The sequence below is a fragment of the Bacillus sp. REN16 genome (genome assembly GCF_020731355.1).
Lineage (GTDB): Bacteria > Bacillota > Bacilli > Bacillales > Bacillaceae_L > Ferdinandcohnia.
Genome location: NZ_JAJFZK010000003.1, coordinates 265526 through 290669, shown reverse-complemented (window position 1 = coordinate 290669; position 25144 = coordinate 265526). Strand labels below are relative to the sequence as shown.

The 25144-nt window shown below is 39.1% G+C and carries 20 protein-coding genes; 12 read left to right on the top strand and 8 right to left on the bottom strand.

The features are described 5' to 3' along the window. Nucleotides 1–41: 41 nt before the first annotated feature. On the bottom strand, nt 42–2669 hold the full coding sequence (locus tag LKW28_RS05280; RefSeq protein ID WP_229139298.1) for a glycosyl hydrolase family 18 protein: 2628 nt from the start codon (nt 2667–2669) through the stop codon (nt 42–44). A 367-nt stretch (nt 2670–3036) separates the two neighbouring features. Here LKW28_RS05280 and LKW28_RS05275 point away from each other — a divergent pair, with 367 nt between their 5' ends. The 5 genes from LKW28_RS05275 to LKW28_RS05255 all read left to right on the top strand — a co-directional run bounded on the left by LKW28_RS05275 (nt 3037) and on the right by LKW28_RS05255 (nt 8451). Next, nucleotides 3037–3987 (top strand): GNAT family N-acetyltransferase, encoded by a 951-nt coding sequence (locus LKW28_RS05275; protein ID WP_229139297.1) that lies wholly within the window; start codon nt 3037–3039, stop codon nt 3985–3987. Between the two features lie 14 nt (nt 3988–4001). After that, on the top strand, nt 4002–5048 hold the full coding sequence (locus LKW28_RS05270) for a serine hydrolase domain-containing protein (protein ID WP_229139296.1): 1047 nt from the start codon (nt 4002–4004) through the stop codon (nt 5046–5048). Between the two features lie 761 nt (nt 5049–5809). Then, nucleotides 5810–6997 carry a glycine C-acetyltransferase gene (locus tag LKW28_RS05265; RefSeq protein ID WP_229139295.1) on the top strand — a complete coding sequence of 396 codons (1188 nt, stop codon included), beginning with the start codon at nt 5810–5812 and terminating at the stop codon, nt 6995–6997. A 33-nt stretch (nt 6998–7030) separates the two neighbouring features. After that, complete coding sequence (locus tag LKW28_RS05260) at nt 7031–7990, top strand: L-threonine 3-dehydrogenase (RefSeq protein WP_229139294.1); 960 nt, start codon at nt 7031–7033, stop codon at nt 7988–7990. 107 nt (nt 7991–8097) lie between these two features. Then, complete coding sequence (locus LKW28_RS05255; RefSeq protein WP_229139293.1) at nt 8098–8451, top strand: cupin; 354 nt, start codon at nt 8098–8100, stop codon at nt 8449–8451. A gap of 34 nt (nt 8452–8485) precedes the next feature. On the opposite strand, the gene LKW28_RS05250 is transcribed toward LKW28_RS05255, so the two are convergent. After that, complete coding sequence (locus LKW28_RS05250; protein ID WP_229139292.1) at nt 8486–8632, bottom strand: hypothetical protein; 147 nt, start codon at nt 8630–8632, stop codon at nt 8486–8488. Between the two features lie 211 nt (nt 8633–8843). Here LKW28_RS05250 and LKW28_RS05245 point away from each other — a divergent pair, with 211 nt between their 5' ends. Beyond that, nucleotides 8844–9641, top strand: a complete 798-nt coding sequence (locus LKW28_RS05245) for a DUF817 domain-containing protein (RefSeq protein WP_229139291.1) — start codon at nt 8844–8846, stop codon at nt 9639–9641. A gap of 94 nt (nt 9642–9735) precedes the next feature. Here LKW28_RS05245 and LKW28_RS05240 read toward each other — a convergent pair whose 3' ends face one another. Both LKW28_RS05240 and LKW28_RS05235 read right to left on the bottom strand, forming a co-directional pair. Continuing rightward, nucleotides 9736–11958, bottom strand: coding sequence for a YhgE/Pip domain-containing protein (locus tag LKW28_RS05240; RefSeq protein WP_229139290.1), 2223 nt, complete (start codon nt 11956–11958; stop codon nt 9736–9738). Between the two features lie 91 nt (nt 11959–12049). Beyond that, the gene (locus LKW28_RS05235) at nt 12050–12622 is read right to left on the bottom strand and encodes a TetR/AcrR family transcriptional regulator (RefSeq protein ID WP_229139289.1); all 573 of its coding nucleotides are present in this window, start codon (nt 12620–12622) and stop codon (nt 12050–12052) included. 410 nt (nt 12623–13032) lie between these two features. On the opposite strand from LKW28_RS05235, the gene LKW28_RS05230 reads away from it, so the two are divergent. The 6 genes from LKW28_RS05230 (at nt 13033) to LKW28_RS05205 (ending at nt 20609) form a co-directional block, all read left to right on the top strand. Then, nucleotides 13033–14337: an ABC transporter substrate-binding protein gene (locus LKW28_RS05230; protein ID WP_229139288.1), complete on the top strand. Its 1305-nt coding sequence runs from the start codon at nt 13033–13035 to the stop codon at nt 14335–14337. 114 nt (nt 14338–14451) lie between these two features. Then, nucleotides 14452–15312: a carbohydrate ABC transporter permease gene (locus LKW28_RS05225; protein ID WP_229139287.1), complete on the top strand. Its 861-nt coding sequence runs from the start codon at nt 14452–14454 to the stop codon at nt 15310–15312. Further along, on the top strand, nt 15312–16133 hold the full coding sequence (locus LKW28_RS05220; RefSeq protein ID WP_229139286.1) for a carbohydrate ABC transporter permease: 822 nt from the start codon (nt 15312–15314) through the stop codon (nt 16131–16133). Before LKW28_RS05225 ends, LKW28_RS05220 begins: the two co-directional genes overlap by 1 nt. Nucleotides 16134–16193: 60 nt before the next feature. Then, the gene (locus LKW28_RS05215; RefSeq protein ID WP_229139285.1) at nt 16194–17213 is read left to right on the top strand and encodes a LacI family DNA-binding transcriptional regulator; all 1020 of its coding nucleotides are present in this window, start codon (nt 16194–16196) and stop codon (nt 17211–17213) included. Between the two features lie 16 nt (nt 17214–17229). Continuing rightward, nucleotides 17230–18915 carry a glycoside hydrolase family 13 protein gene (locus LKW28_RS05210; RefSeq protein ID WP_229139284.1) on the top strand — a complete coding sequence of 562 codons (1686 nt, stop codon included), beginning with the start codon at nt 17230–17232 and terminating at the stop codon, nt 18913–18915. A gap of 11 nt (nt 18916–18926) precedes the next feature. Next, the gene (locus LKW28_RS05205; RefSeq protein ID WP_324255008.1) at nt 18927–20609 is read left to right on the top strand and encodes an alpha-glucosidase; all 1683 of its coding nucleotides are present in this window, start codon (nt 18927–18929) and stop codon (nt 20607–20609) included. A gap of 254 nt (nt 20610–20863) precedes the next feature. On the opposite strand, the gene LKW28_RS05200 is transcribed toward LKW28_RS05205, so the two are convergent. The 4 genes from LKW28_RS05200 to LKW28_RS05185 form a co-directional block, all read right to left on the bottom strand. After that, entirely contained in the window at nt 20864–21886 is a 1023-nt protein-coding gene (locus tag LKW28_RS05200; RefSeq protein ID WP_229139282.1) for a DUF3231 family protein, read from the bottom strand. Nucleotides 21887–21988: 102 nt separating this feature from the next. Further along, entirely contained in the window at nt 21989–22810 is an 822-nt protein-coding gene (locus LKW28_RS05195; protein ID WP_229139281.1) for a carbohydrate ABC transporter permease, read from the bottom strand. Further along, nucleotides 22810–23787, bottom strand: a complete 978-nt coding sequence (locus LKW28_RS05190) for a carbohydrate ABC transporter permease (protein ID WP_229139280.1) — start codon at nt 23785–23787, stop codon at nt 22810–22812. The genes LKW28_RS05195 and LKW28_RS05190 overlap by 1 nt, the downstream gene beginning before the upstream one ends. 70 nt (nt 23788–23857) lie before the next feature. Continuing rightward, entirely contained in the window at nt 23858–25081 is a 1224-nt protein-coding gene (locus LKW28_RS05185) for an ABC transporter substrate-binding protein (RefSeq protein ID WP_229139382.1), read from the bottom strand. Between the last annotated feature and the right edge of the window lie 63 nt (nt 25082–25144).

Genomic DNA, 25144 nt, shown 5'->3' with positions numbered 1-25144 from the left:
AAAAGGTTTTCTAGTCGCCTAGAAAACCTTTTTTAATGTGATTACTTCATAAACGATTGTTCAATCGATTTGACATTAGTCTCCAGCATCGCTTTTACTTCAGCCGATACATCACTATTATTTAGATGTTTTACAAAATCAGCAAGATGTTTAATTGCTTGTTTGCTGTCACCTTTTTGATAATGGTGTTCTGCCTGCTTTAATCGATTTGTTAGTTGTTTAGATAAGGAATGTTTAATCTCACCATTTTCTTCTAGGCTAGTGATTTGTTCAGTTAGTGTTTCAACTGTTGACTCAACCGTGATGGTAATGATGTTCGATTTAACCTCTTTTCCTTTGTAAGAAACAATTGCGTAAATCTCTGTTGTTCCTGCATTATTTGCAGTTAATTTGCCATCTTCAATGGCTGCTACATTAGAATCGGAGCTAAACCATTCAATTCCCGCATCTGTCAGGTCAGCCTCTTGGTTGTTAGCTAAGATGCCTTCAAGACTAAACTCCTCATTTTGGTTTTGTTGCAAGGTTTTATTCGTGATAGATATATTAACTGTGTCTAAATCAATTTGAATTGGATCCTTTAACACTTGATATAAAGAGTCTAGTAGATCGATACCATGGTCTTGGCTGATCTCCCAGATCATCGCTCCACCAAGTCCTCTTTCACGGATATAGTTAGCTTTAATTTGTAAAGACTCTGGATCATCATATGTGATAAAAATGGATTGTTCTGCATTAAATAAATATGGTGTTTGAGTTCCTTCATCCCAGAAGCGCTCATATCCGTTATTTACATAATCTTCACGCATAATTTTTCCGTATGTTGCTGAACCACTGCCTTGGTATGGTTGACGAAGCCCGTTATTTTCACTGGATGTAACATTGTAACGATATCCGTAGAATGGAACTCCCATTACGATTTTTTCAGCAGGAACACCCGCATCTAAGTAGGCCGTTATCGCCTTATCAACACTCCATGTTTTACCGTTGTCATCATATAGTGGTGCGTTCAGGTCCGCAAGCGGTTCCCAAGTACCATGGATGTCGTAAGTCATGACCTGTACATAGTCTAAATATTGTTGGGATAGCCCAATTGTTGTATTTTTTACAAAGCCTGTATTAGCGGCACCAGCAATGGAAAGCGAATAATGCCTGCCATCTTTTTCTCCTTGTTCATCAAGCTTTTCACGAATCTTTTCTAAAAGAAGCGGGTAGTTATCCTTATCAGCAGGGTTCGGATATGTGCCAGGACCTCCGCCACTAACCGGATACTCCCAATCCAAGTCAACACCATCAAAGCCATGTTCAGTAATAAAATCTACTACACTATCAGCAAATATTGTACGTGCTTCATCGGTTGCGGATGCTTCAGAAAAACCTCCGGAACCACCCCAACCGCCGACAGCGATAGTAGTTTTTAAATGTGGATACTTTTCCTTCAATTTGCGAAGTTCCGCAAAATTAAGGAGGTCATTTGTTGGATTTTCCATTTTGATTTTATGGTCTTGTCCAACAAGTCCGAATGCGTAATTGACATGTGTAAGACGGCTAGCATCTAAATCATGCATGATACTAAATCCGCTTAATGTTGCCCAGCCAGCTAAATAGGCAATGATGTAATTCCCGGGTGGTGTATCGGCAGGATCCCACTCAGGCGGAATATACCCTTCAATCACATTGTCTACTAAGAATACTCTTGAAACCGTTGTCTTTTGCCCGTTGGAATCTGTAGCAACTGCTTTTATAATCGCGGTCCCTTCAGGAGCAGATGTTGTAACCCAATCAACGCTATAAGTTTCCCCATCTTTTTTCGTAATAGGAAACTTCCAATAATCACTTTCTGGTGCAGCTGTTGTTTTTACAAAAAGCTCCACATTTTCTACACTTGGGTCTTCAACAGTCACTGAAACAGTAATCGTTCCAGAGTATCCTTCACTTCTAGGTGAAGCCCCATTAGGCTCAGGCGCCTGGATTTCACTAATAAATGGTTGGGATGTAACTGTTTCATTCGTTAATACAGTAATCGAATTATCATCAATGGCTACATTATTATAGATATCTTTTGCCTTCACCCTAAATTGGTATAAAGTATCGGCATCAAGACCTTCGATCACATAAGACGTATCTTTTGTCTCAGCAATTTTTACGCCATCTTGATAGACTTCGTAATTAAATAGTTTTGTAGAAGTAGAGGTAGTCCAGGCTAAATCAACACTTGAGGCTGTTCGTGATGTTACCTGTAAATCTTTTGGTGATTCAGGAGATGTTGGCTCCGCGTAGTTTTGAACAAAGACGTTCCTTTCTACAGTTTCAACCTCTCCAGAAGTGTAAGTAATATCAACTCGTAAGCTATATTCACCATCTGGAACCCAAGGGTCACCTGTAGCCCAACTCCATGAAAAAGGAGCTTTCGATAATGGAGCATACGGGTAATACACAGAATCAGGCTCATTTACAGCCTTTGCAAAAAATTGTACTTTCTGAACTAGCTTTGATGGATCAGGTACAACTGTAACTAATGGACTTCCTTTTACAGCATTTCCACCTGGTTCAATAGTAGTAACATCAATATAGGATGCGGAATTAGAATTTCCTTCTTGTGCAAACGCACTAGGGAAAACGCTTCCAAAAAGAATGATAGAAAGGCAAAATATTCGGAAAAATTTTGACAAACTCCTTCAGCTCCTTAGCGATAAGTACAAACGTTAATAACATTAAAATGAATGCATGATGTTTAATCTTGAGGAAGGTGGTAGATAATGTCGTGGTGTGAAATCATGGTGTGCATATTGCTATTTAGTGACCTTTATTAAATCACCTCCTACTGATTCTATCAACCTAGGAAAAAAGGATTGAATTAAATCTAGTTTATCATCGTTGATTTTTTGTTTCAATAATACTTACGTAGGATTAAACTAATATTTTAAAGCTATCATCTATAAAATGTGGTAACATATAATTTATAATTAAATGAAATTATATTTTATTACTGTAAACCGCAATATCCTTACAAAAACCTAAAGTAAAGGAGATAAATGTATGGAATACAGGAGTTGGAATATTGATAGGTTAGAAGAGTTGGTAGGTCTTTGGAATCGGGAGATAGGTCATGACTTTCCGATGGGAAATGATTTATTCAAGCAAAATAGTTTTGTCGATTGTAATGTTTTTACAGAAGGGTCCCTTATGGCTGTAAATGAGGACAATCAAGTAGTAGGATTTGTTGTGGCAAAAAGATGGCAGGATGAAATCAATGTAGGGATTAGTAAGGAAACAGGATGGATCCAGGTATTGCTGGTGGACCGAAATTACCGTAACCAAGGAATTGGTAAAAAGCTGCTTGACCATGCTGAGAGGAAATTAAAAGAGAGTGGAGTCAATCATATATGGCTTGGTAAGGATACATGGCATTACTTTCCGGGAATTCCATCCCAATTTGGTGAAGTCGCTGAATGGTTTGAAAAGCATGGGTACATCCAAGGTACAAAGGAACATGACTTAGATTGTCATTTTGAAGATAATGAAATGGTGGCTCCTTCTCTAGATGGAGTTGAGCATGGCCTCCTTAAAATCGAGGAAAAGGACGAGTTTTTATCGTTTATGCATCGTTGTTTTCCAGGAAGATGGGAGTACGAAGCGGTTCAATATTTTCAAAAGGGCGGTCACGGCAGGGAGTTTGTCGTCCTCAAAAAGGATAATCGGATAATCGGTTTTTGCAGGATAAATGATTCGAAATCACCTGTGATTGCTCAAAATGTCTATTGGTCACCATTATATCAACAGGAACTGGGCGGGATTGGTCCCTTGGGTATTGATTCGAATGAACGAAATCATGGATATGGATTGTTCATTGTCAAAGCTGCCGTTTTGTACCTGCATAAGCGCCATATTCGCTCGATGCTAATCGATTGGACGGGATTAGTGAAGTTTTATAATAAACTGGGGTTTGAGGTTTGTAAAAGCTATGATTCCTATTTTAAAAAGGTTTAAGGGGGCAAATTTGAATGAAGGATAAGATTCTGGCATTTCTTCAGAAAGAAATTGACTTACAACATATTCCGGGAGCCGTTATTAGTGTTTCACATAATGGAAAAGTCCTTTTGGAGGAGGCTATTGGAAATCGTGCAGTTTATCCGGGAAGAGCACCAATGAAAAGCGATACAGTATTTGATCTCGCATCTTTAACAAAGGTAGTTGCAACTTTACCGGTTGTGTTAAAGTTAATCGACAATGGGGAAATTCGATTAGATGATACAGCGGCTTTTTTCCTTCCGGAGTTTGCGCAAAATGGTAAAGAGCATATAACATTAAGAAACTTGTTAACGCATACATCAGGATTGCCAGCGCATAAGCAATATTATTTAGAAGATCTATCCACCGAACAAATTCTTGAAAGAATAGTTGAAGAGTCGCTTGAAGTACCAACTGGTAGCAAAGTTATTTATAGTGATTTGGGATTAATTACACTTTATAAAATAATCGAGATGGTTACAGGGCAACCATTTGAAAGATTTGTAGAAAAAGAGATTTTTACTCCACTTGAAATGGTGGAGACAGGATTTAACCCGACCTTTGAAAAAGAAAGATATGCTGCAACGGAATATAGTGAGAAGCTGAAAGCATACAAAAACGGAATCGTCCATGACGATAACACAGAATCAATGGGTGGAATTAGCGGCCATGCTGGATTATTTTCTACTATACAGGACCTGCAGAAGTATGCTGAAATGATTGAGAACAACGGGGTGTATAAGGGAAGGAGGATACTGTCAGCGGCATCTCTTCGGTTGTCCAGACAAAACCACACCTCATTTGATAGCGAATATCGTGGATTAGGGTGGATTTTAAAAAGCCCAGTCTTGTCATCCTGTGGTGATTTATTTTCTGAAGGGTCATATGGACATACCGGATTCACAGGTACAAGTATTTGGTTTGATCCTTCGGTAAACCTTAACGTCATTCTTTTAACAAATCGTGTTCATTTTGGAAGACAGCCGCATATTTTACGACTAAGACCAAGGTTGCATAATATGATTCGGGCGTATTTTTAGGTAACTTAAAATGATAAAAAGACCAGAAATGGTCTTTTTTGTGTTTTAGATAGTTTGTTAAAAATGCGGGGGTGCTGGCCTCCTCGTTTTATCCAGTTGGTGATAGTCCAGAGGCTCTGGAAAGATACCAACCTCCTAGAAATAACCAGATGATTGTGCTTCAGCGGGTTTAGAGTGCCATCACGCTCCTAAAAAAATCCATTTAGTGGTAGCCAGAGACTCTGGAGAGTAACCAACCTCCCAAAAAAAACCAAATGGAGGCACTCCACAAGCTTATTATATAGTTTTCTCCAAATTGTCCAAAAGCAGTAACATATTACGCCTATATATGATGGGTTTTTCCTCAAATATCCAAAAGTGGAGTAATATTATACTTTTATACGAAGGGTATATCCATAAATGCCCAAAAGTGAAGTCTTATTTTGCTTTTATATGATAGGTATTTCCATAAATGCCCAAAAGCGAAATCAAATTATGCTCTTTTACTATAACCTTTTCCTAAATTCTCCAAAAGCGTACCCAAAATCCCATTATCCAAGAAACCAGAATAATAACGATAAAAGCAATCCTTTGAATCACAAATCCCAAACAAACAAATAATATAATAATAATAAGAAAAAGTGTCCACTTGGTATAAACATTTGATGAATAATGTGGTAAAGTATGAAGTATAAATGTTGATATAAAAGGGTTTGTAAAAATGATTTTGTATTTATGGAAAATACACTTGTGTTTTACAAACATACAAAGGAGGATTTCCGATGTCGAAAGTTTTGGACTCATTTTTGCATGAAAATCTGGAGGATTTAAAGAGTAAAGGTCTTTATAATGTGATCGATCCTCTTCAAGGTGCAAACGGACCGATGATTAAAATCAATGGGAAAGAGCTAATTAACCTTTCCTCTAACAACTACTTAGGCTTGGCTACTGATGAACGCCTAAAACAGGTTGCGAAGGAGGCAATCGACAAGTACGGGGTTGGTGCAGGTGCGGTTCGAACTATCAACGGGACACTTGATCTTCATCTAATATTAGAAGAAAAGCTTGCAGAGTTTAAGCATACTGAAGCAGCGATTTCATATCAATCTGGCTTTAACTGTAACATGGCAGCAATTTCTGCCGTGATGGATAAAAATGATGCCATTCTATCTGATGAGCTAAATCATGCTTCAATCATTGATGGATGCCGTCTTTCAAAAGCAAAAATCATTCGTGTGAATCACTCTGATATGGATGATTTGCGTAAAAAAGCGAAGGAAGCAACTGAATCAGGATTATATAACAAAGTCATGGTCATTACTGATGGTGTTTTCTCCATGGATGGCGACATTGCAAAGCTACCTGAAATCGTACAAATCGCAGAAGAATTTGATCTCATTACATATGTAGATGATGCACACGGTTCAGGTGTTTTAGGAAAAGGAGCGGGTACGGTTAAGCATTTTGGCCTTTCCGATAAGGTTGATTTCCAAATTGGAACTCTCTCTAAAGCGATTGGTGTTGTTGGCGGTTATGTAGCGGGTAAAAAGGAATTAATTGACTGGCTTAAGGTTCGAAGCAGACCATTCCTATTCTCAACTGCAGTGACACCGGCCGACGTTACTGCAGCAACAAAAGCTATTGAAATTCTAATGGAAAGTACTGAGCTTCACGATAAGCTATGGAATAATGCTAACTATTTTAAGCAACAGCTAAAAGAACTTGGGTTTGATATTGGTCACAGTGAAACACCGATTACACCAGTTATTGTTGGGGAAGAAGTGAAAACACAGGAATTCAGTAAGAGGCTAATTGAAGAAGGCGTTTATGCAAAATCAATCGTATTCCCAACTGTCCCACAAGGAACAGGAAGGGTGCGTAATATGCCGACTGCTGCTCATACGAAGGAAATGCTTGATGAAGCCGTTGCGATATACGAAAAAGTAGGCAAGGAAATGAACATTATCTAAAAGAGGTCGGTTGACCACTTGGGGGAATGAATAATGGAGAAAATCGTTGTAACCGGAGCCCTTGGCCAAATTGGGTCAGAGCTTGTCACAAAGCTTCGCAAGGTATATGGTGCCGAAAATGTTGTTGCGACAGATATTCGTAAAACGGATTGTGAGATTGTTCAATCTGGTCCGTTTGAGCTATTAGATGTAACGGATGGCAAAGCAATGTATGACATTGCGAGAAAGTATGATGCGGATACGTTAATTCATTTAGCTGCATTGTTATCAGCAACGGCTGAAGCAAAGCCGCTTTTAGCTTGGAATTTAAATATGGGCGGACTTGTCAATGCATTAGAGGTTGCTCGTGAATTGCGCTGTCAATTGTTCACGCCTAGTTCAATTGGTGCATTTGGTCCATCTACGCCAAAGGATGGAACACCGCAGGATACCATACAGCGCCCAACGACAATGTACGGGGTGAACAAGGTTTCGGGTGAATTGCTCTGTGATTATTATAATCATAAGTATTGTGTGGATACGAGAGGGCTTCGCTTTCCTGGACTTATTTCGTATGTGACCCCTCCTGGTGGCGGTACAACGGATTATGCAGTGGAAATTTATTATGAAGCTCTTAAAAATAAAAGCTATACTTCTTATATCGCAGAAGGAACATATATGGATATGATGTATATGCCAGATGCGCTTCAAGCCATTATTGATTTGATGGAGGCAGACGAGTGCAAGTTGAAACACCGGAATGCTTTCAATGTAACAGCGATGAGCTTCGCGCCTGAGCAAATTGCGGCAGAAATCAAAAAGCATATTCCTGAATTTGCGATGAAGTATAAGGTTGAACCAGTTCGCCAAGCTATCGCCGAGAGTTGGCCAAATTCAATCGATGCCACAGCTGCAAAGGAAGAATGGGGCTTTAAGGCACAGTACAATCTTGAAACAATGACAAAAGATATGCTTGATCAATTAAATATGAAACTTATAAAAAACGCAGGATGATTAATAGGGGTATGAATCTAAGAGAGGATTCATACCCCTTTTTGATGGAAAAAAAGAGGGAATTCAATATGTAGTACTGAATAATAATGAGTAAAGGGGGTCATAACATGGAATTTTATAAATTTGATAAAAATTGCGGTAAACATATATCACAGTTTAATTCTGATTTTATGATGTCTCGTATTATTCAGATGGATAAACCAGCACATATTAGTTGTATGCACCTTGGTGAAAATGGGATTGTGGGGTATCACCAAGCTGTTACACCACAGCTGCTTTTAGTGGTGAACGGTGAAGGATATGTTCGTAATGAAAAAGAAGAGTACGTAAAAGTATCGTCCGGTGATGCTGTTTTTTGGGAAAAGGATGAATGGCACGAAACAAAAACGAAGACTGGATTAACAGCAATTGTCGTTGAAAGTGAAGAACTATATCTGTCATTGTTCATGCCTGTAAAATAGTACTAAGAAAGAAAAAACCACTTTAAGTGGTTTTTTAATCACGCAATGCTCCAGCTTCGCGGGAGGTGATGTCACCTTGTCCTTGGCTTACATCACTTTGTATTTCTTGTTTCACTTTTTGTGGATCGGTTCCAGAGACATTCGTCCGCGTTGTGTTCTTATTGGGTTGTTCCTTAGGCACAAGGACCCTCCTCCATATCAATTTTTACATTCTTATTATTTACAAAATGTCCCGTAAGATTCAGTTAAATAGTTTGTGAAAATAAGCATTTCTCTAATGAGGAATGCTTATTTTAATTTATATCAATAATACTTTATTGCAAAACGATAAATTTTATATTAGAATCAATATAAAAATGATCAGCAAACCACAAAGAAAGGAGACACAATTGATGAAAGCAGTAAAACAGTTAATTCAGTTTGGTTGGGAGCAGGCCCTATCGTGTTTGTTTCCTGTTGTTATTTTTGCCTCATTGGCTTTAACTCAAATAATCCCACTTCCTTTCCTGCCTCGTTATGACTGGTTGCTCATTATCTGTCTTCTCATGCAGTGGATGATGGTGCGGTCTGGACTTGAAACACGGGATGAATTGAAGGTCATAACATTGTTCCACTTGATTGGTCTAGCTTTAGAGATCTTCAAGACACATATGGGGTCCTGGTCCTATCCGGAGGAAGGATTTTTCAAAGTGTTTGGAGTGCCTATGTATAGTGGATTTATGTACGCGAGTGTAGCAAGTTATCTCTGTCAGGCGTGGAGGAGGCTTGATGTCGAGCTAGTGAAGTGGCCGCCATTTTTGATAGTGGTACCTCTTGCAGCTTCGATATATTTAAACTTTTTCACACATCATTTTTGGATTGATGTCCGTTGGTGGTTATCGGCTCTTGTGATTATTGTTTTTTGGAAATCATGGGTCACGTACGAGGTCGGTGGAACACGCTACCGGATGCCGCTAGCGCTTTCTTTTGTACTCATCGGATTTTTTATATGGGTAGCTGAAAATATCGCAACTTTCTTTGGGGCATGGCAGTATCCAAATCAAACTCAAGCGTGGAGTCTCGTCCATCTTGGAAAAGTGAGTTCGTGGCTTCTGTTAGTAATTGTAAGCTTTCTGGTCGTTGCGACGTTAAAACTAGTTAAAGGGAAGGACTTGGAAAGTATTGACACTAGCAATTTTTTTAAGGGGTAGGTTGGATTAACACCTGAGAAGGTTAGGAAAATAAAATCTGAAAATAATACAAAGAAAAGCTAGGGACCAGCATCCCTAGCTTTTCGCATACCCTTTAATTCATTTCAACCTGAACATTTTCCTTTTTCATCTTAACTGCAAAATACCCAATTGTAATTGCCATGAAAGCTACCATATAGGTTAAGAGAATCAAGTTGTTGTGCCACATGTAGGCAAAATCACCGCTTGATATTACCGCCTTAAAGGACTGAACGGAATAGGTCATTGGCAACAATGCGTTGAGTGGTTGTAATACATTTGGAATTAACTCAAGCGGGAAGGTTCCAGCACTTGTTGTTAATTGTAAAATTAAGACCACAATTGCAATGAAGCGTCCAGGGTCACCCATCATGGAAACAAGCATTTGAACTAACGTTAAGAAAACAAAGCTTGTAATCACGGATGTGACAAAGAATAATGGCAAACTTGCGACCTCAATTTTTAAACCCGTTAGTAAAATGACATCGACCAGTGCTGCTTGAACGACCCCAATAATGGCCAATACACCAAATTTACTAAAGAACCAGCGGAATGCATTTTTAGGTTGAATCACAGGTTCTTTAAGTTTGAACACAATAGACATTAGCAATGCGCCAACAAATAAACCAAGTGAGATAAAATAAGGTGCGAATCCTGTTCCATAGTTAGGCACGGTGTTAATTTCCTGCTTTTTAACCGTAACAGGATCACCCATCATGTCATACGTTTCGTCGTTAGCTTCAACCGAATTTGCCTGCTCTGCACCTTCTGACAATTTTTCAGCAAGTTCAGTCGAACCATCAGCTAGTTGAACGGTACCTTCTTCTAATTGCTTCGATCCGTCTGCAAGCTGTCCGGCACCATTTTGTAATTGACCAGCGCCGTTTGTTAATTGGCCCATACCAGTTGTTAAATCATGGGCACCGTTATTAAGTGCAACAGACCCATTATACAGTTGGCCAATTCCTTGTTGTAAACTGATTTGACCATTATTCACCTTTTGAAGTCCGGCTAATAACTGGTTAAAAGAAGGACTTGTTTGTGTTTTTAATTGGTCTTCTAAACCAGCTGTTGCAGCACCGAATTGTTGATGAAGACCCGTTTTGAATTGGCTAAAACCTTGATCTAATCCACTTGCAACTCCAGATGAGATGCCTGGTTTAAGTTGCCCCGCTAATTGTTGTTCCAGCTGTTGTTGTAATTGTTCTTTCGTCGGCTGTCCTTGAGCCATTTGGGCCATAATTGCAGAAGCCTGCTCGTTGCCTAATGAACTTTCAAGTGCAGCTTTTAACTGTTCCATTTGCCCAGTTTGTGAAGCGATCATTTGGTCAGCTAACTTTTCAGACAGGTTAGCCGCAATTCCATTTGTAAGCTGTTCAGATAGTCCAGTGCCAAGCTTTGTTTCTAGCTCATCAAGACCAACGTCTATTTGGTTAACACTTTCGTTAAGCTGAGCAGAAACACCCGCAGCAATTTGTTTGGGAAGTTCTTCCTTCATAAGGGCAACTCCGTCTTGAACTTGGTTTGTACCATCTACTAAAGTTGGAAGTTTCCCGTTGATTTCCTCAAGCCCAGCTTTTACTTGATCTGTTCCAGAAGCAAGGTCAGTTGCGCCGGAAGAGGCCTTTTCCACACCGTCAGTGAATTCAATAGATTTTGAAGCTAATAAGGCTAAATTTTCTTCCAATGTTTTCGAGCCGTCATTTACTTTTGCTATACCTTCAGCAAGTTGCTCGGACCCATCACTTGCTTGAGTTAACCCGTCTGCTAAAACTTGAACCTTATCAAACATTGTCTCAGCATAGGTAGCTGTGACATTCTTTGAAATTTCAGCTTTGATTTTTTCAATCGCTGTTTCTCCAATTTGTGAAGATAAAAAGTTTGTGCTTTCGTTTGGCACATATTTAAGTTCTAATTTTTGCGGTTGGCTATCTAACAAAGTCGTTGCATTCGTTGAAAAGTCTTCAGGAATCTCAACGAGCAAATAATAATCTCTGTTTTCAAGCCCTTTATAACCTTCTTCCTTTGATACCATATGAAAATCAAAGGTGGCATTATCAGAAAGCTTATCGGTCAGCTCTTGTCCAAGCTGTAATTCGTCCCCTTCAAAATCAGCTCCAGCATCCTGATTTACAATCGCAACCGGTAAATCCTTCATATGGTCATACGGATCCCAAAAGGCCCAAAGGAACATTCCGGCATATAGGACCGGTACAAAGGCCACTGCTAAAATCGGAATAAGGATTTTTCGATTGGAAAGGATGTTTTTTAATTCAGCAAAAAAGGATGATCCCTTCATATAAAATTCCTCCTAAATAATTGACTGTTTTGTTCGAATGGTCATTTTTGACCAAATAAATGGGTCCTCAAATTGAGTACCCTTGATATGGCTATTTTTCTAATCCATTGAAGAAATACAGCTTAAATAAATGTGATATTTCTTCTTTTTCAAGCGGTTTGTGATTTCGTTCCCAGTCAAAAATTAACGAAACATACAGCTTTAACATGACAAAAGCAGTGATTTCAGGGTTGCATGGCTTAATCTCATCACGGTCGATCGCTTCTTGAATGATGCCCTTCATATAGTTGATGATTGCTTCCTCAACACGTTGTACGACTTCAACAACAGCTTGCGTCCCGATATCCCTTTCTTCTTGAAAAAGCTTAATTGTTAACTGATGGGATTTACGAAATTCGAGCAATCGAAAGAGCACCCGGTGTGCATTATCATAAAAGGTACTGTTTTTATCCATCGCTTCCTCGGCTACGATCTTCATGTCCTGAATGAGCGTACTGGTGATCTCGTCGAATAATTCCTCCTTATTTTTAAAAAAGGTATAGATTGTGCCTTTTCCGACATTTGCAAGCTTTGCAACTTGATCCATTGTCGTTGCCTTGTACCCGAATAAAGAGAATGATTTTGTAGCAGCTTCAATGATGAGTTGTTTTCTATCAATCGCCAACGTAGATCACCCCATTCTTAGCAATTTGACCAAATGAGGAAATTGGTCATTTGGTTTACAACGAAAAATATATCACAACAAAAACTATATTGCAAGTATCCATTCAAAAGGAATGATCATGGAAATTATGAAAACGATTAAACTTTTTTGTTGTAATTCAATTTGCCCCATGCTAATATAAATCTTGTAAGAGGGATGCAACCGTTTGCGCAAAGTTGCGCAAAGCAATGAAATGATGGAAAGTGTAGTGTTATCAACAAAGTCTGCTTTTTGTACACAATGATAGTTTATAAAAAGTAGAGGGTTATATTCATAATTTCGACAAAATTGTCTAAAATTATGCAAGCGATTGCCGAAATCCGGTGCAACGGTTCCTTCCTTTTAAAAAATAAACAAATGGGGGTTTTACCATGAAGGCAAAGAAACTAATTCCTACAGTAATGACACTCTTATTACTCTTAAGTGTTGCTTTAGTAGGATGTTCTTCAAAAGAAGAAGGCTCAAGCGGAAATAAAAGCGATTCAAAAGCAACAACAGTGGATATCTTCCAATTCAAAGTAGAGTTTAAAGATCAATTTGAAGCAGTTGCAAAGCAATATGAAGAATCACATGAGGGTGTTAAGATCAACATCACAACTGTTGGTGGCGGAGAAGATTACGGAGCAGCACTTCGTTCAAAGTTTGCTTCTGGTGAAGAACCAACTATTTATAATATTGGCGGTCCTCAAGACGTTGCGGACTGGGCGGATAGTTTAGCAGATCTTTCTGACACAGCAGCTGCTGGTGTTGCATTAGAAGGAACCCTTGAAGGTGTTACAAAAGAAGACAAAGTATTAGGACTTCCTTTTAACCAAGAAGGGTATGGCTTAATTTACAATACTGCAGTATTTGAAAAAGCTGGAATCAATCCAGACAAAATTACAACTTACGCTGCTTTAGAAGAAGCGGTTAAGACATTAGACAGCAAGAAAGATGAACTAGGTTTAGATGCTGTGTTTGCCTTACCTGGTAAAGAAAAATGGGTGACAGGCTTACATTTATCAAATGCATTCTTATCACCTGAATTTGAAGGAAATGTATTAGGAACATTTGATGCTAAATCTGTAGACTTTAAATATGGTGATGCATTTAAGAAAGTATTAGATTTACAAAATGAGTATTCTGTTCAACCGACAGTAAGCTTAGATTATGCAATGCAAGTAGAAGAGTTATTCTCTACTGGACGTGTGGCAATGATTCAACAAGGTAACTGGGTATATGGTTCAATCGCAGGTATCGATGAAGAGCTTGCAAACAGTGGCGTTAGCATCCTGCCAATTCCTGTTGAAGGCTACAAAGAAGATTCAATCCCAGTTGGTATCCCAATGTACTGGGCTGTCAACAGCAACAAAGATGATGCAGAAGTGAAGGCTGCAAAAGATTTCCTAGACTGGTTATATACGTCTGAAGATGGAAAAACAGCTGTGTTAGAAGACTTTAAATTTATCCCTGCTTATGAAGGATTTGACGCTTCAAAAGTATCTGATCCACTAGGTAAAGCAGTATATGAGTATGCAACTGAAGGAAGAACAATTCCTTGGGTATTCATGGGCTACCCTACTGGTTGGGGAGAGCAACAGCTTGGTGTTAATATTCAAAAATACATCAGCGATGAAATGAGCTGGGATGACCTTGTGAAGGAATCTCAAAAATCTTGGGAAGACCTAAGAAAATAATAGATTGACCTAACAATAGAAAACAAGGCAGCATGGGGTTGCTTTGTTTTCTATTTTTAAAAGAACGTAAATAAAAAATGTTTCGGGACTTCGGGCAATTGGAGGAATTAAACTATGCGAAACCGGAATCTATGGTATTGGTTATTTTTAGCCCCAACGCTAGTAGCACTTGGTGTGGTCGTAATCTTACCATTAATTTTTGGAACCTATTACTCTTTTACAGATTGGAATGGAATCAAGATTACCGAGTTTGTCGGTCTTGAACACTATCAAAAGCTAATTCATGATAAGGAATTCATTAACTCTTTATGGTTTACCGTGAAATTTTCGGTGGTATCCATTTTCCTCATTAACTTTTTTGGACTTTCATTAGCTTTACTTGTTACGCAAAAGCTTAAAACAAATAATCTTTTACGAACAATCTTTTTCATGCCGAACTTAATTGGGGGACTAATCCTCGGATTCATTTGGCAGTTTATTTTCATGAAGGTATTTGCGAGCATTGGAGATTTAACGGGTATTGCGGCTTTCAAAGGCTGGTTATCAACGGATACAACTGGTTTTTGGGCATTGGTTATTCTCATGAGTTGGCAAATGGCAGGATATATCATGATCATCTATATTTCCTACCTTGAAAGTGTTCCACAGGAATTATTAGAAGCAGCGGAAATAGACGGAGCAAGCAGCTTCCAGCGTTTTAAAAATATCACGTTCCCACTTGTGGCACCGGCTTTTACAGTAAGTTTATTCTTAACCTTATCAAATACGTTTAAGCTGTACGACCAAAACCTAAGTTTAACAGGTGGCGGACCTTATAATTCAACACAAATGGTGGCAATGGAGATTTTTAAAACAGCCTTTTCGGTAAATCAATATGCATACGGACAGGCAAAAGCCATTATTTTCTTTATCATCGTAGCGGCTATTTCATTAACGCAAGTGTACATCAATAAGAAACGGGAGGTCGAGATGTGATGAAAAGTAAAAAAAGAAAATTATATTTGCTTGAAATTCTAGGCATTGTACTTGGCCTGATTTGGCTCTCCCCTTTCTACTTGATGGTTGTAAACTCGTTCAAAACAAAACGTGAAATTTTTACAGATACCCTAAAGCTGCCGGATGTTTTTACATTCGATAACTATGTTCAAGCCTTTGAAGAACTTGACTTTATCCGCACCTTCTTTAACTCGGTACTTATTACGGTTTTAGGTGTTGCGGTCATTATTCTTTTTTCATCGATGGCAGCATATGCTTTAAATCGTCGCAAAGGAAAAGTCAGTGGTCTGGTTTTCTTCCTATTTATCGCAGCGATGCTGATTCCATTCCAATCAGTTATGATTCCTTTAGTGTCTTTGTTTGGTAAAATGGATTTATTAAACCGATTTGGAATTGTTTTTATGTATCTTGGCTTTGGCAGCAGTTTATCAATTTTCTTATATCACGGATCTTTACAAGGAATTTCAAAATCATTGGATGAAGCAGCCACAATTGATGGCGCGAACAGATGGCAAATTTTCTGGCACATCATATTCCCGATGTTAAAGCCAATTTCAGTAACAGTCGCGATTTTGAATATTATTTGGATTTGGAATGATTATTTATTACCATCCCTTGTCATCAACCAAGAGGGAATGCACACAATCCCATTGAAAATGTTCTTCTTCTTTGGTCAATATACGAAACAATGGCATTTAGCCCTTGCAGGTTTAACGATTGCGATTATTCCGGTGATTCTTGTGTATTTCTTCATGCAAAAACACATTATCAAGGGAATCGCGGAAGGCTCTGTAAAATAAACATGGAAAACCAAGGGGCCAGGCTCCTTTTATATAGTACTTAGTTTTCGGAGGGTATGTATGGCTATCACTATTAAAGATGTAGCAAAAGAGGCAAATGTATCGCCTTCCACTGTCTCAAGGGTCATTGCAGATAACCCTCGAATTAGTGAAGAAACGAAAATACGTGTACGGGAAGCGATGGAAAAGCTTGGGTATCACCCTAATTTTACAGCACGCAGCTTAGCAGTAAAAAGCACGGCAACCATTGGGGTTGTGATGCCATTCTCGGCGTCCCATGTACTCCAAGACCCCTTCTTCCCGGAAGTCATTAGAGGAATCAGTGTTCAAGCGCGTGAGCATAAGTATGGGTTATATCTTTCAACCGCTGGGACTGAGGACGAAATATTTGAGGAAGTCGTAGGAATGGTACAGGGCCGACGTGTGGATGGATTAATCTTACTCTATTCTCGTACAGATGATCGTCTCATTACCTATTTACAGAAAATTGATTTTCCGTTTACAGTCATTGGTCGCCCGGTACTTGGTGCAGAACGTGTGATACATGTGGACAATGACAATATTTACATTACGAAGGTCGTAACAGATCACTTGATTGAATTAGGACACAAGAAAATTGCTTTTGTCGGGTTTGATGGTGACTTTGTGTTTATGCTCGACCGCCTTAAGGGCTATAAGCAAGCACTAAGTGAAGCTGGAATTGCTTTTCGTGAAGACTATATCATTCACAAAAGCACACTTAATGAGGGAAAAGAGGCAATCAAATCTTTTATCAGATCGGTTGAGCCACCTACTGCATTAGTTTGTACGGACGATTTTATCGCGATTGAGCTGATGAGTCATTTTGAAGAAATAAATATACGAGTGCCAGAGGATGTTTCGATTGTAAGCTTCAACAATGTGCTCCTTGCCGAATACTCTAAGCCTCCCCTCACTTCAGTGGATATTGATATTTTTCAACTCGGGATGGAAGGCGCTAGCTGTTTGATTGAAAAGATTAAAAATCCGAATGTCCTGCCGAAACGGATTACGATACCGGCGAAGTTAATCGAACGAAAGTCGTGTACGAGAATTAAGTAGAAAGTGGGGTAATGGAATGCAAAACAAAACGTGGTGGAAAGAAAGTGTTGTCTATCAAATTTACCCAAGAAGCTTTAAGGATACAAATGGGGACGGAATTGGAGATTTAAAAGGAATTACGGAAAAACTGGATTATTTAAAGGAACTTGGTGTTGATGTGATCTGGCTATCTCCTGTGTATGAATCCCCGAATGATGACAATGGCTATGATATTAGCAATTATCGTGAAATCATGAACGAATTTGGAACTATGGCGGATTGGGAAGAGCTACTTTCAGAAATGCATAGCCGTGGGATGAAGCTCATGATGGACTTGGTCGTCAATCACTCCTCCGATGAGCATGAGTGGTTCGAACAGTCACGAATCTCCAAGGATAACCCATATCGCGATTACTATATTTGGCGCCCTGCTAAGGATGGGAAGGAACCGAATAATTGGGAGTCCTTCTTTAGTGGATCTGCTTGGCAATATGATGAACAAACCGATGAATATTTTTTACATCTATTTAGTAAAAAACAGCCTGACTTAAATTGGGAGAATCCGAAGGTTCGTCAGGAAATCTATGACCTAATGACCTTTTGGCTTTCCAAGGGAATTGACGGTTTTCGCATGGATGTGATCAATTTTATTTCAAAGGTTGATGGTTTGCCTGATGGGGAGTTTCCGGAAGGTAAAAAATATGCATCTGGTGCTCCGTTTTATATGAACGGACCGCGAATCCATGAATTTTTACAGGAAATGAACCAACAGGTTTTATCGAAATACGACATTATGACCGTTGGTGAAATGCCAGGTGTTGATGTCGCTGAGGCGAAAGCTTATACCGGCGAAGATCGCAATGAACTCAACATGGTCTTCCAATTTGAGCATATGGATTTGGACTCAGGACCAACCGGAAAATGGGATTTGCGTCCATTAAATTTACTAGATTTGAAACAAAGTTTTACGAAATGGCAAAAAGGTCTCGAAGACAATGGCTGGAATAGCTTGTATTTAAACAATCATGACCAGCCACGGATGGTATCACGGTTTGCAGATGATGGAAAGTATTGGCTCGAGTCTGCGAAAATGCTCGGAACGTTCCTTCATATGTTGCAAGGAACTCCATATATATATCAAGGTGAAGAACTTGGGATGACGAATGTTCAGTTTGATACCATTGATGATTACAAGGACATTGAAACCCTTAATATGTATAGGGAAAAAGTTGAAGCGGGGATTGATCCGGAAGAAATCATGCAATCCATCTATGCAAAAGGAAGAGACAATGCGCGTACCCCGATGCAGTGGGATGAAAGCGAAAATGCTGGTTTTACAACAGGAACACCTTGGCTTTCAGTGAATCCGAATTATCGGGAAATTAACGCGGCAAAGCAAGTTGAAGATCCGAATTCAGTATTTAGCTATTATAAAAAATTAATTGAACTTCGAAATCAGCATGAGATTATTGTGTATGGCACCTATGATTTGCTGTTGCCGGAGCATCCAACGATTTATGCGTATACTAGAATATTAGGTAGAGTAAAATTGCTTGTGGTATTGAATTTTTCAAGTGAGAATTCGTTATTCGAGCTGCCGGATGGGTTTGGCTATCAAACACAGGAATTATTAATTGGAAATTATGAAGTAGACCGAAACGATTCAATTGAAACAATAGAATTAAAGCCTTATGAGGCAAGAGTGTATAAGTTAACGATCTAAAGGTGCAGAACATGAGAAAAGAGGATACAAATATGACGCAAGTATGGTGGAAGGAAGCTGTCGCCTATCAGATTTATCCTAGAAGCTTTATGGATTCAAATGGTGATGGAATCGGTGATATACAGGGGATCATTTCAAAATTAGATTATGTAAAAGACCTAGGCATTGATGTCATTTGGATTTGCCCTGTTTATAAATCACCCAATGATGATAATGGATATGACATCAGTGATTATCAGGACATCATGGCTGACTTTGGAAATATGGCTGATTTTGATGCACTTCTTGAAGAAACCCATAAGCGTGGGATGAAGCTGATTATTGATTTGGTCATCAATCACACAAGTGATGAACACCCTTGGTTTGTTGAATCACGTTCTTCAAAGGACAATCCGAAACGCGATTGGTACATATGGCGTGACGGAAAAGACGGAAAAGAACCAAATAACTGGGAAAGCATTTTTAGTGGTCCAGCTTGGGAATTTGACGAGGAAACTGGGCAATATTATATGCATATTTTCTCAACCAAGCAGCCTGATTTGAATTGGGAAAATAAAGAGGTTCGTGATGAGCTGTTCAAAATGGTCAATTGGTGGCTAGACAAAGGGATTGACGGTTTCCGCGTCGATGCCATTAGTCATATTAAAAAGGTTCCGGGCTTTCCAGACATGCCAAACCCAAATGGCTTAAAGTATGTTTCTTCTTTTGACGGTCACATGAATCGTCCAGGGATTCAGGAATTTTTACAAGAATTGAAGGAAGAAACATTTAGTAAATATGACATTATGACCGTTGGTGAAGCAAATGGTGTAAGTGTTGAAGATGCAGAGGAATGGGTTGGCGAGGAAATCGGAAAATTCAATATGGTGTTCCAGTTTGAACATTTGGGACTTTGGGATGAAGAGAAACAGGAACTTGATGTGGTTGGTCTCAAGAAGGTCCTTACAAAATGGCAAAAAGGATTAGAAACCAAGGGCTGGAATGCATTATTCATCGAGAATCATGATCAAACACGTGTCGTTTCCAGGTGGGGCAATGATCAGGAATATTGGAAGGAAAGTGCAACGGCTCTAGGTGCAATGTACTTTTTTATGCAAGGAACTCCTTTTATTTACCAAGGACAAGAAATTGCGATGACCAATGTTCAATTCCACTCCATTGAAGAATATGATGATGTGGCAACAAGGAATTTGTATCATGAAAAGCGTTCCGAAGGTGTCCCGCATGAGAAAATCATGGAGAACATTTGGGCGACAAGCCGTGACAACTCACGTACACCAATGCAATGGTCTGATACGGAGAATGCCGGTTTTACAATAGGTAAGCCATGGATGGGCGTAAATCCGAATTTTATGGAAATTAATGTTGAAAAACAACTGGCTGACGAGGATTCCGTGCTCCACTTTTATAAAAAAATGATTGCGTTGAAAAAGAGCAACAAGGTGTTCACATATGGAGTGTATGATTTGCTATTGGAAGAAGATCCACAGTTGTTTGTGTACACCAGAACCCTTGGCGACGAAAAGGTGGTCGTTGTTGCGAACTTGTCTTCGGCGAATGCGGTTTGTCATTTGCACGAGGGTGAGTTTAAACATGACGATCTGATGCTAGCTAATTACCCTGTTGAGGCGCATGAGGCATCTGATGAGATTGAATTAAGCCCGTATGAAGCGAGAGTGTATCGTTTAGCTTGATTTCGGTTGGTGAACCTCTGTCGTTAAGGTGAACAGAGGTACCTGTATGGTGATTAATGTCATCTTAGGGTAGTGCAAAAGATTTTTCAAATTGATCTTACATTATAAATCCCTTTCAGGGGCTTAGAGTCATAAATACTCTAAGTCCTGCTTTTTACAATAACCAAATCTGTCTTTTCGTATACCCCTTCAAGAGAATAAACACATTAAAAAAAGTCCTTATGCTTTTATGCAAAAGGACTTTAACAGGGTATCTATAAATGATTCATCTTTCTTATTAATTTATCTCGATCGGATGCCATTGGAGGTTGTTCCATCCATCCATTTTTTATCAGAATATTAGCTCCATCTTCAGAATACAACTGGACTTCCAAGGATAGCCTGTTATACATGGCAGCAATATCACCTCTCGGACTTTGGCTGATGGCTGTACCGTAATAGCCAATGCTTAAAGAAATCAAACCAGAAGTCATGAACATCATCAGTTTATCCGAAAATGTATGCGTGGTACTATTGGTTATTTCGGAATCCCACCCCATCGGCGAAGGGAGTTTGCTTTCCTCTAGCTTACCTCGAAATAATTTTATATGTTTATTTCCAATTTCTAAACCTTTTAAAAAGAATTGTTTAACATCTTTATTTTGTGCAACCTGACTAAATCCTGTAAGTGTGGCAACTCCCAAAGCGTTTCTTTGAAGGTTACCAAATAAATTAGTGACTTCAGCTGCTGTTAATGGTCTTTTCTCACCAATCACATCTAACATAAACCATTGTTTTTTCACAAATTCAACCTTTTCCAAATTAGGTAAGTTGGGTGTCCTGGCTAACAATCCTTTAGACAGTAATAGGTCCGTTGAATTGTTATATAAGTTCATGGTTTCAGTAAGGCATTCCATGTAATAGGTTCTAATATCATCTCTTACAGAGGCTGCTACACTGCCTGCATATGATGTAAGTCCAATCTTAGCCATTTGGTTAATAAAATTTAGTACAAAAACATCTGAATAAAGCCTAGGTGCCGTTAAATCTACATCCTCTTTAAGACTGAAACCATATGGAACAACATTCTTTTCTTCCTGTAAAATATCTGTAATTTTTTGAATATGTGATTGAGATAAATCTAAAGCGTATTTGATGATCGACTTAATTTCTTCATCCTCTGCTTTTTCAAAAAAATACGAAAGAACACAGATGCTCCCACTATCATTTAAGTACTGAATCCAAAGTTGAGCAATTTCACTTGCTGTAAGCCTAATTTGGCTTCCCTTACCCTCCATAATTACCCTCCAAAAAGATATACTATAATCTACATTTCCCACAAAATGCTTATAGTATGTATGGAGAAGCTTTTGGGGGTCAGGATTTTTTCTGCTTCATTACTACCCCTTCACCGATCCAGCTAGAAGACCGCGTACAAAGTATTTGCCGAGGAAGATGTAGACGAGCAAGGTAGGAAGAGCGGCAAGTAAGGCTCCTGCCATTTGGACGTTCCATTGGACAATTTGACTGCCTGATAAGTTTTGTAAAGCAACCATGATTGGTTGTTGGTCTGATGTTGTAATCGTAACCGCAAATAGGAACTCATTCCAAATGTTTGTGAATTGCCAAATGGCCACAACAACAAATCCTGAAATAGAGAGAGGTACCATAATGTATCTGAAAATGCGAAGGAAGCCCGCTCCGTCTATTTTTGCCGATTCAATCATCTCATCCGGAATATTCGCGTAAAAGTTCCGAAACATTAGTGTGGTAATTGGAATCCCATACACGACGTGGACAAAAACAAGTCCTGTAATGGAGTTATAAAGTCCGACCTCACGTAAAAACTGAATCATCGGTATTAAAATACTTTGGTATGGAATAAACATTCCGAATAAAATCAAGGTAAATAACGTATTAGCCCCTTTAAATCGCCATTTTGATAGGACATATCCGTTCAGTGCCCCTAATAAAGCGGACAATATAGTAGCGGGTACGACTAAATAGATGGAGTTAAGAAAATTAGGGACAAGCTTTTCAAAAGCGACCTGGTAACTGCTAAAGTCAAGGGTAGCAGGTATTTTCCACATCTCGCTTAATGAGATTTGATCAAGCGGCTTCAGGCTAGTTACGATAATCACGTAAACAGGCATCAAATAAAAAAGGCTGAGGCCAATTAAAACAAGGTATAGGAATGGTCTGGTCACTGTTTTAATTGTCATTAGGCTTCACCCTTTCTGCTTGAAATCAAATAAGGAACAATAAAGATGGCAACTGATAAAAGCATAATAATCGCAATTGCCGCTCCGTTGGCATAGTAATTACCGCGGAATGTTGTCTCAAACATATATACACCAGGAACGTCCGTAACAAAGTTTGCCCCTGGACCGGTCATCGCATAAATTAAATCAAATATCTTAAGTGAGATATGGGCCATAATAATCACGACACTCACTGTAATTGGACGCAGCATTGGAAGAATAATCTTTGTGTAGATTTGAAACTCTTTTGCACCGTCCATACGTGCTGCTTCTCTAACTTCATCAGGTATTCCGCGAAGCCCCGCAAGATACATTGCAAGTGAGAATCCAGTCATTTGCCAAACTGCGGCAATGATGACAGCGATGATAGCAAATGGAATCCCAAACTCAATTTTTCCCCAATTAAATCCAAATAGGATATCGGTATTGGTATACCATTTGGAATCAAGCCCGATTTTTTCTAAAAATAAGTTCACACCTGTGGATGGATTTAACAACCATTGCCACACAACTCCCGTTACAACAAAGGATAAGGCCATTGGAAAAAAGAAAATGTTACGGAAGATTGACTCCCCTTTTAATAGACTTTGATCTAGTAATATGGCTAAAATCTGTCCAATTACAATTACTGCTCCTATAAATAAAACAGTAAAGACAAGCGTATTTCGCAAATCCGCTTGGAAGCGGAAGTCTCCAAATAAATAAATATAGTTTTTTAGTCCGGCAAAAGACATATCAGGAACAAGTGAATTCCAATTACTAAGGGAAACGTATCCAGTCCATCCAATAAACCCATAAACAAAAATGACAATTAGGAGAATAGAGGGTAAAAGGAAGCCAATTGCAAGCAACTGATCAGCATTGAATACATGTTTCTTTTTCGGAAGGATTTCGGCTTGTTTTTGAGTGGATTTCTTCGACTGTTTCGCTAGTTCCATAGATAATCCTCTCCTCTTGTATTTTAATAGTGAAAAAGGGGGTGAGAGAGCTCTCATCCCCTGAATTGGCTTATTTCAACTCAGCAGCAGCTGAAGTAAGTGAATCTGTAAATTGAGCGACATCCTGTTGTGTAACGAAGATGTTAATAGCTTGGTTTACCTTTGTTAAGAAGCCTTCCGCGGCAGCAGATCCATGTGCCAAGCTTGGTGCAAGTTTCGCAGATTTGAAGTCTTCCATTGTGTCTTTTCCGTATTCATCATATTTGGATACATCAGCATCCACACGTGCTGGGATAGACCCTTTTAATGGGTTAAATGCATCCTGACCTTCCGTCGAACCCAATACTGACAAGAATTTCTTTACATCTTCAGAATTTGAGAGTCCCTTTGGTAAGCCAAATGTATCTGTAATAACCATGAACATCCCATTTGTTTCAGGAGTTGGGATATAGCCAAAGTCCTCATTGACGCCAAGCTTTAAGTCGTTAACGAAGTAACCCTTCGCCCAGTCACCCATGACGTTCATAGCAGCCTCACCATTTGCAACTAACTGTGAAGCATCCTGCCAGTTACGAGAAGCATGGTCTTCGTTAATATAACTAAGCATTTTCTTGAAAATCTCGGTAGCTTCAACAACCTTTGCATCATCAAAAGCTAATTCGCCAGTCCAAAGCTTGTTATAATCATCTGTTCCAAGGACGCCTAATAGAACTGTTTCATAGAGATGTGTAGCTGTCCAAGGTTCTTTATCTCCTAACGCTAATGGTGTTATTCCTTTTGCTTTTAAAGCATCTGCAACCTCAAAGAATTCATCAAAGGTAGTTGGTGCTTCAAGACCATTTTCTTCAAACACATGCTTGTTGTACCAGAGCACGTTTCCACGATGAATATTCACTGGTACAGAATAAATACTTCCGTCTTTACTAACCATTTCAATTAAATCTTGCGGGAATTTATCATTCCAGCCTTCCGCGTCATAAAGATCGTTTAGCGGTTCCATTTTTCCAGCGGCAACCCAACCCTCATTAAGTTCAGCCCCACCATGGACCTGGAATGTGGCTGGAGGATCATCCCCTTGCATCCGGCTAGCAAGAACAGCCTTTGCGTTTGTTCCAGCCCCACCTGCAACAGCGGCATTTTCAATAGGGACATCTGGATATTTTTCTTTAAACAATGCGATTAAAGCCTTTAATCCATCTTCTTCACCAGCACCCGTCCACCAGCTGAAGATATCGAGCTTTGCTTTGTCTCCATCACTTTCCTTTGTGCCGGTATCAGAGCTGCATGCAGTCATTGCAAAAACAAATACAAGTAACAGTGACATGAGAAAACCTTTTTTCATGTAAAATCCCCCTTG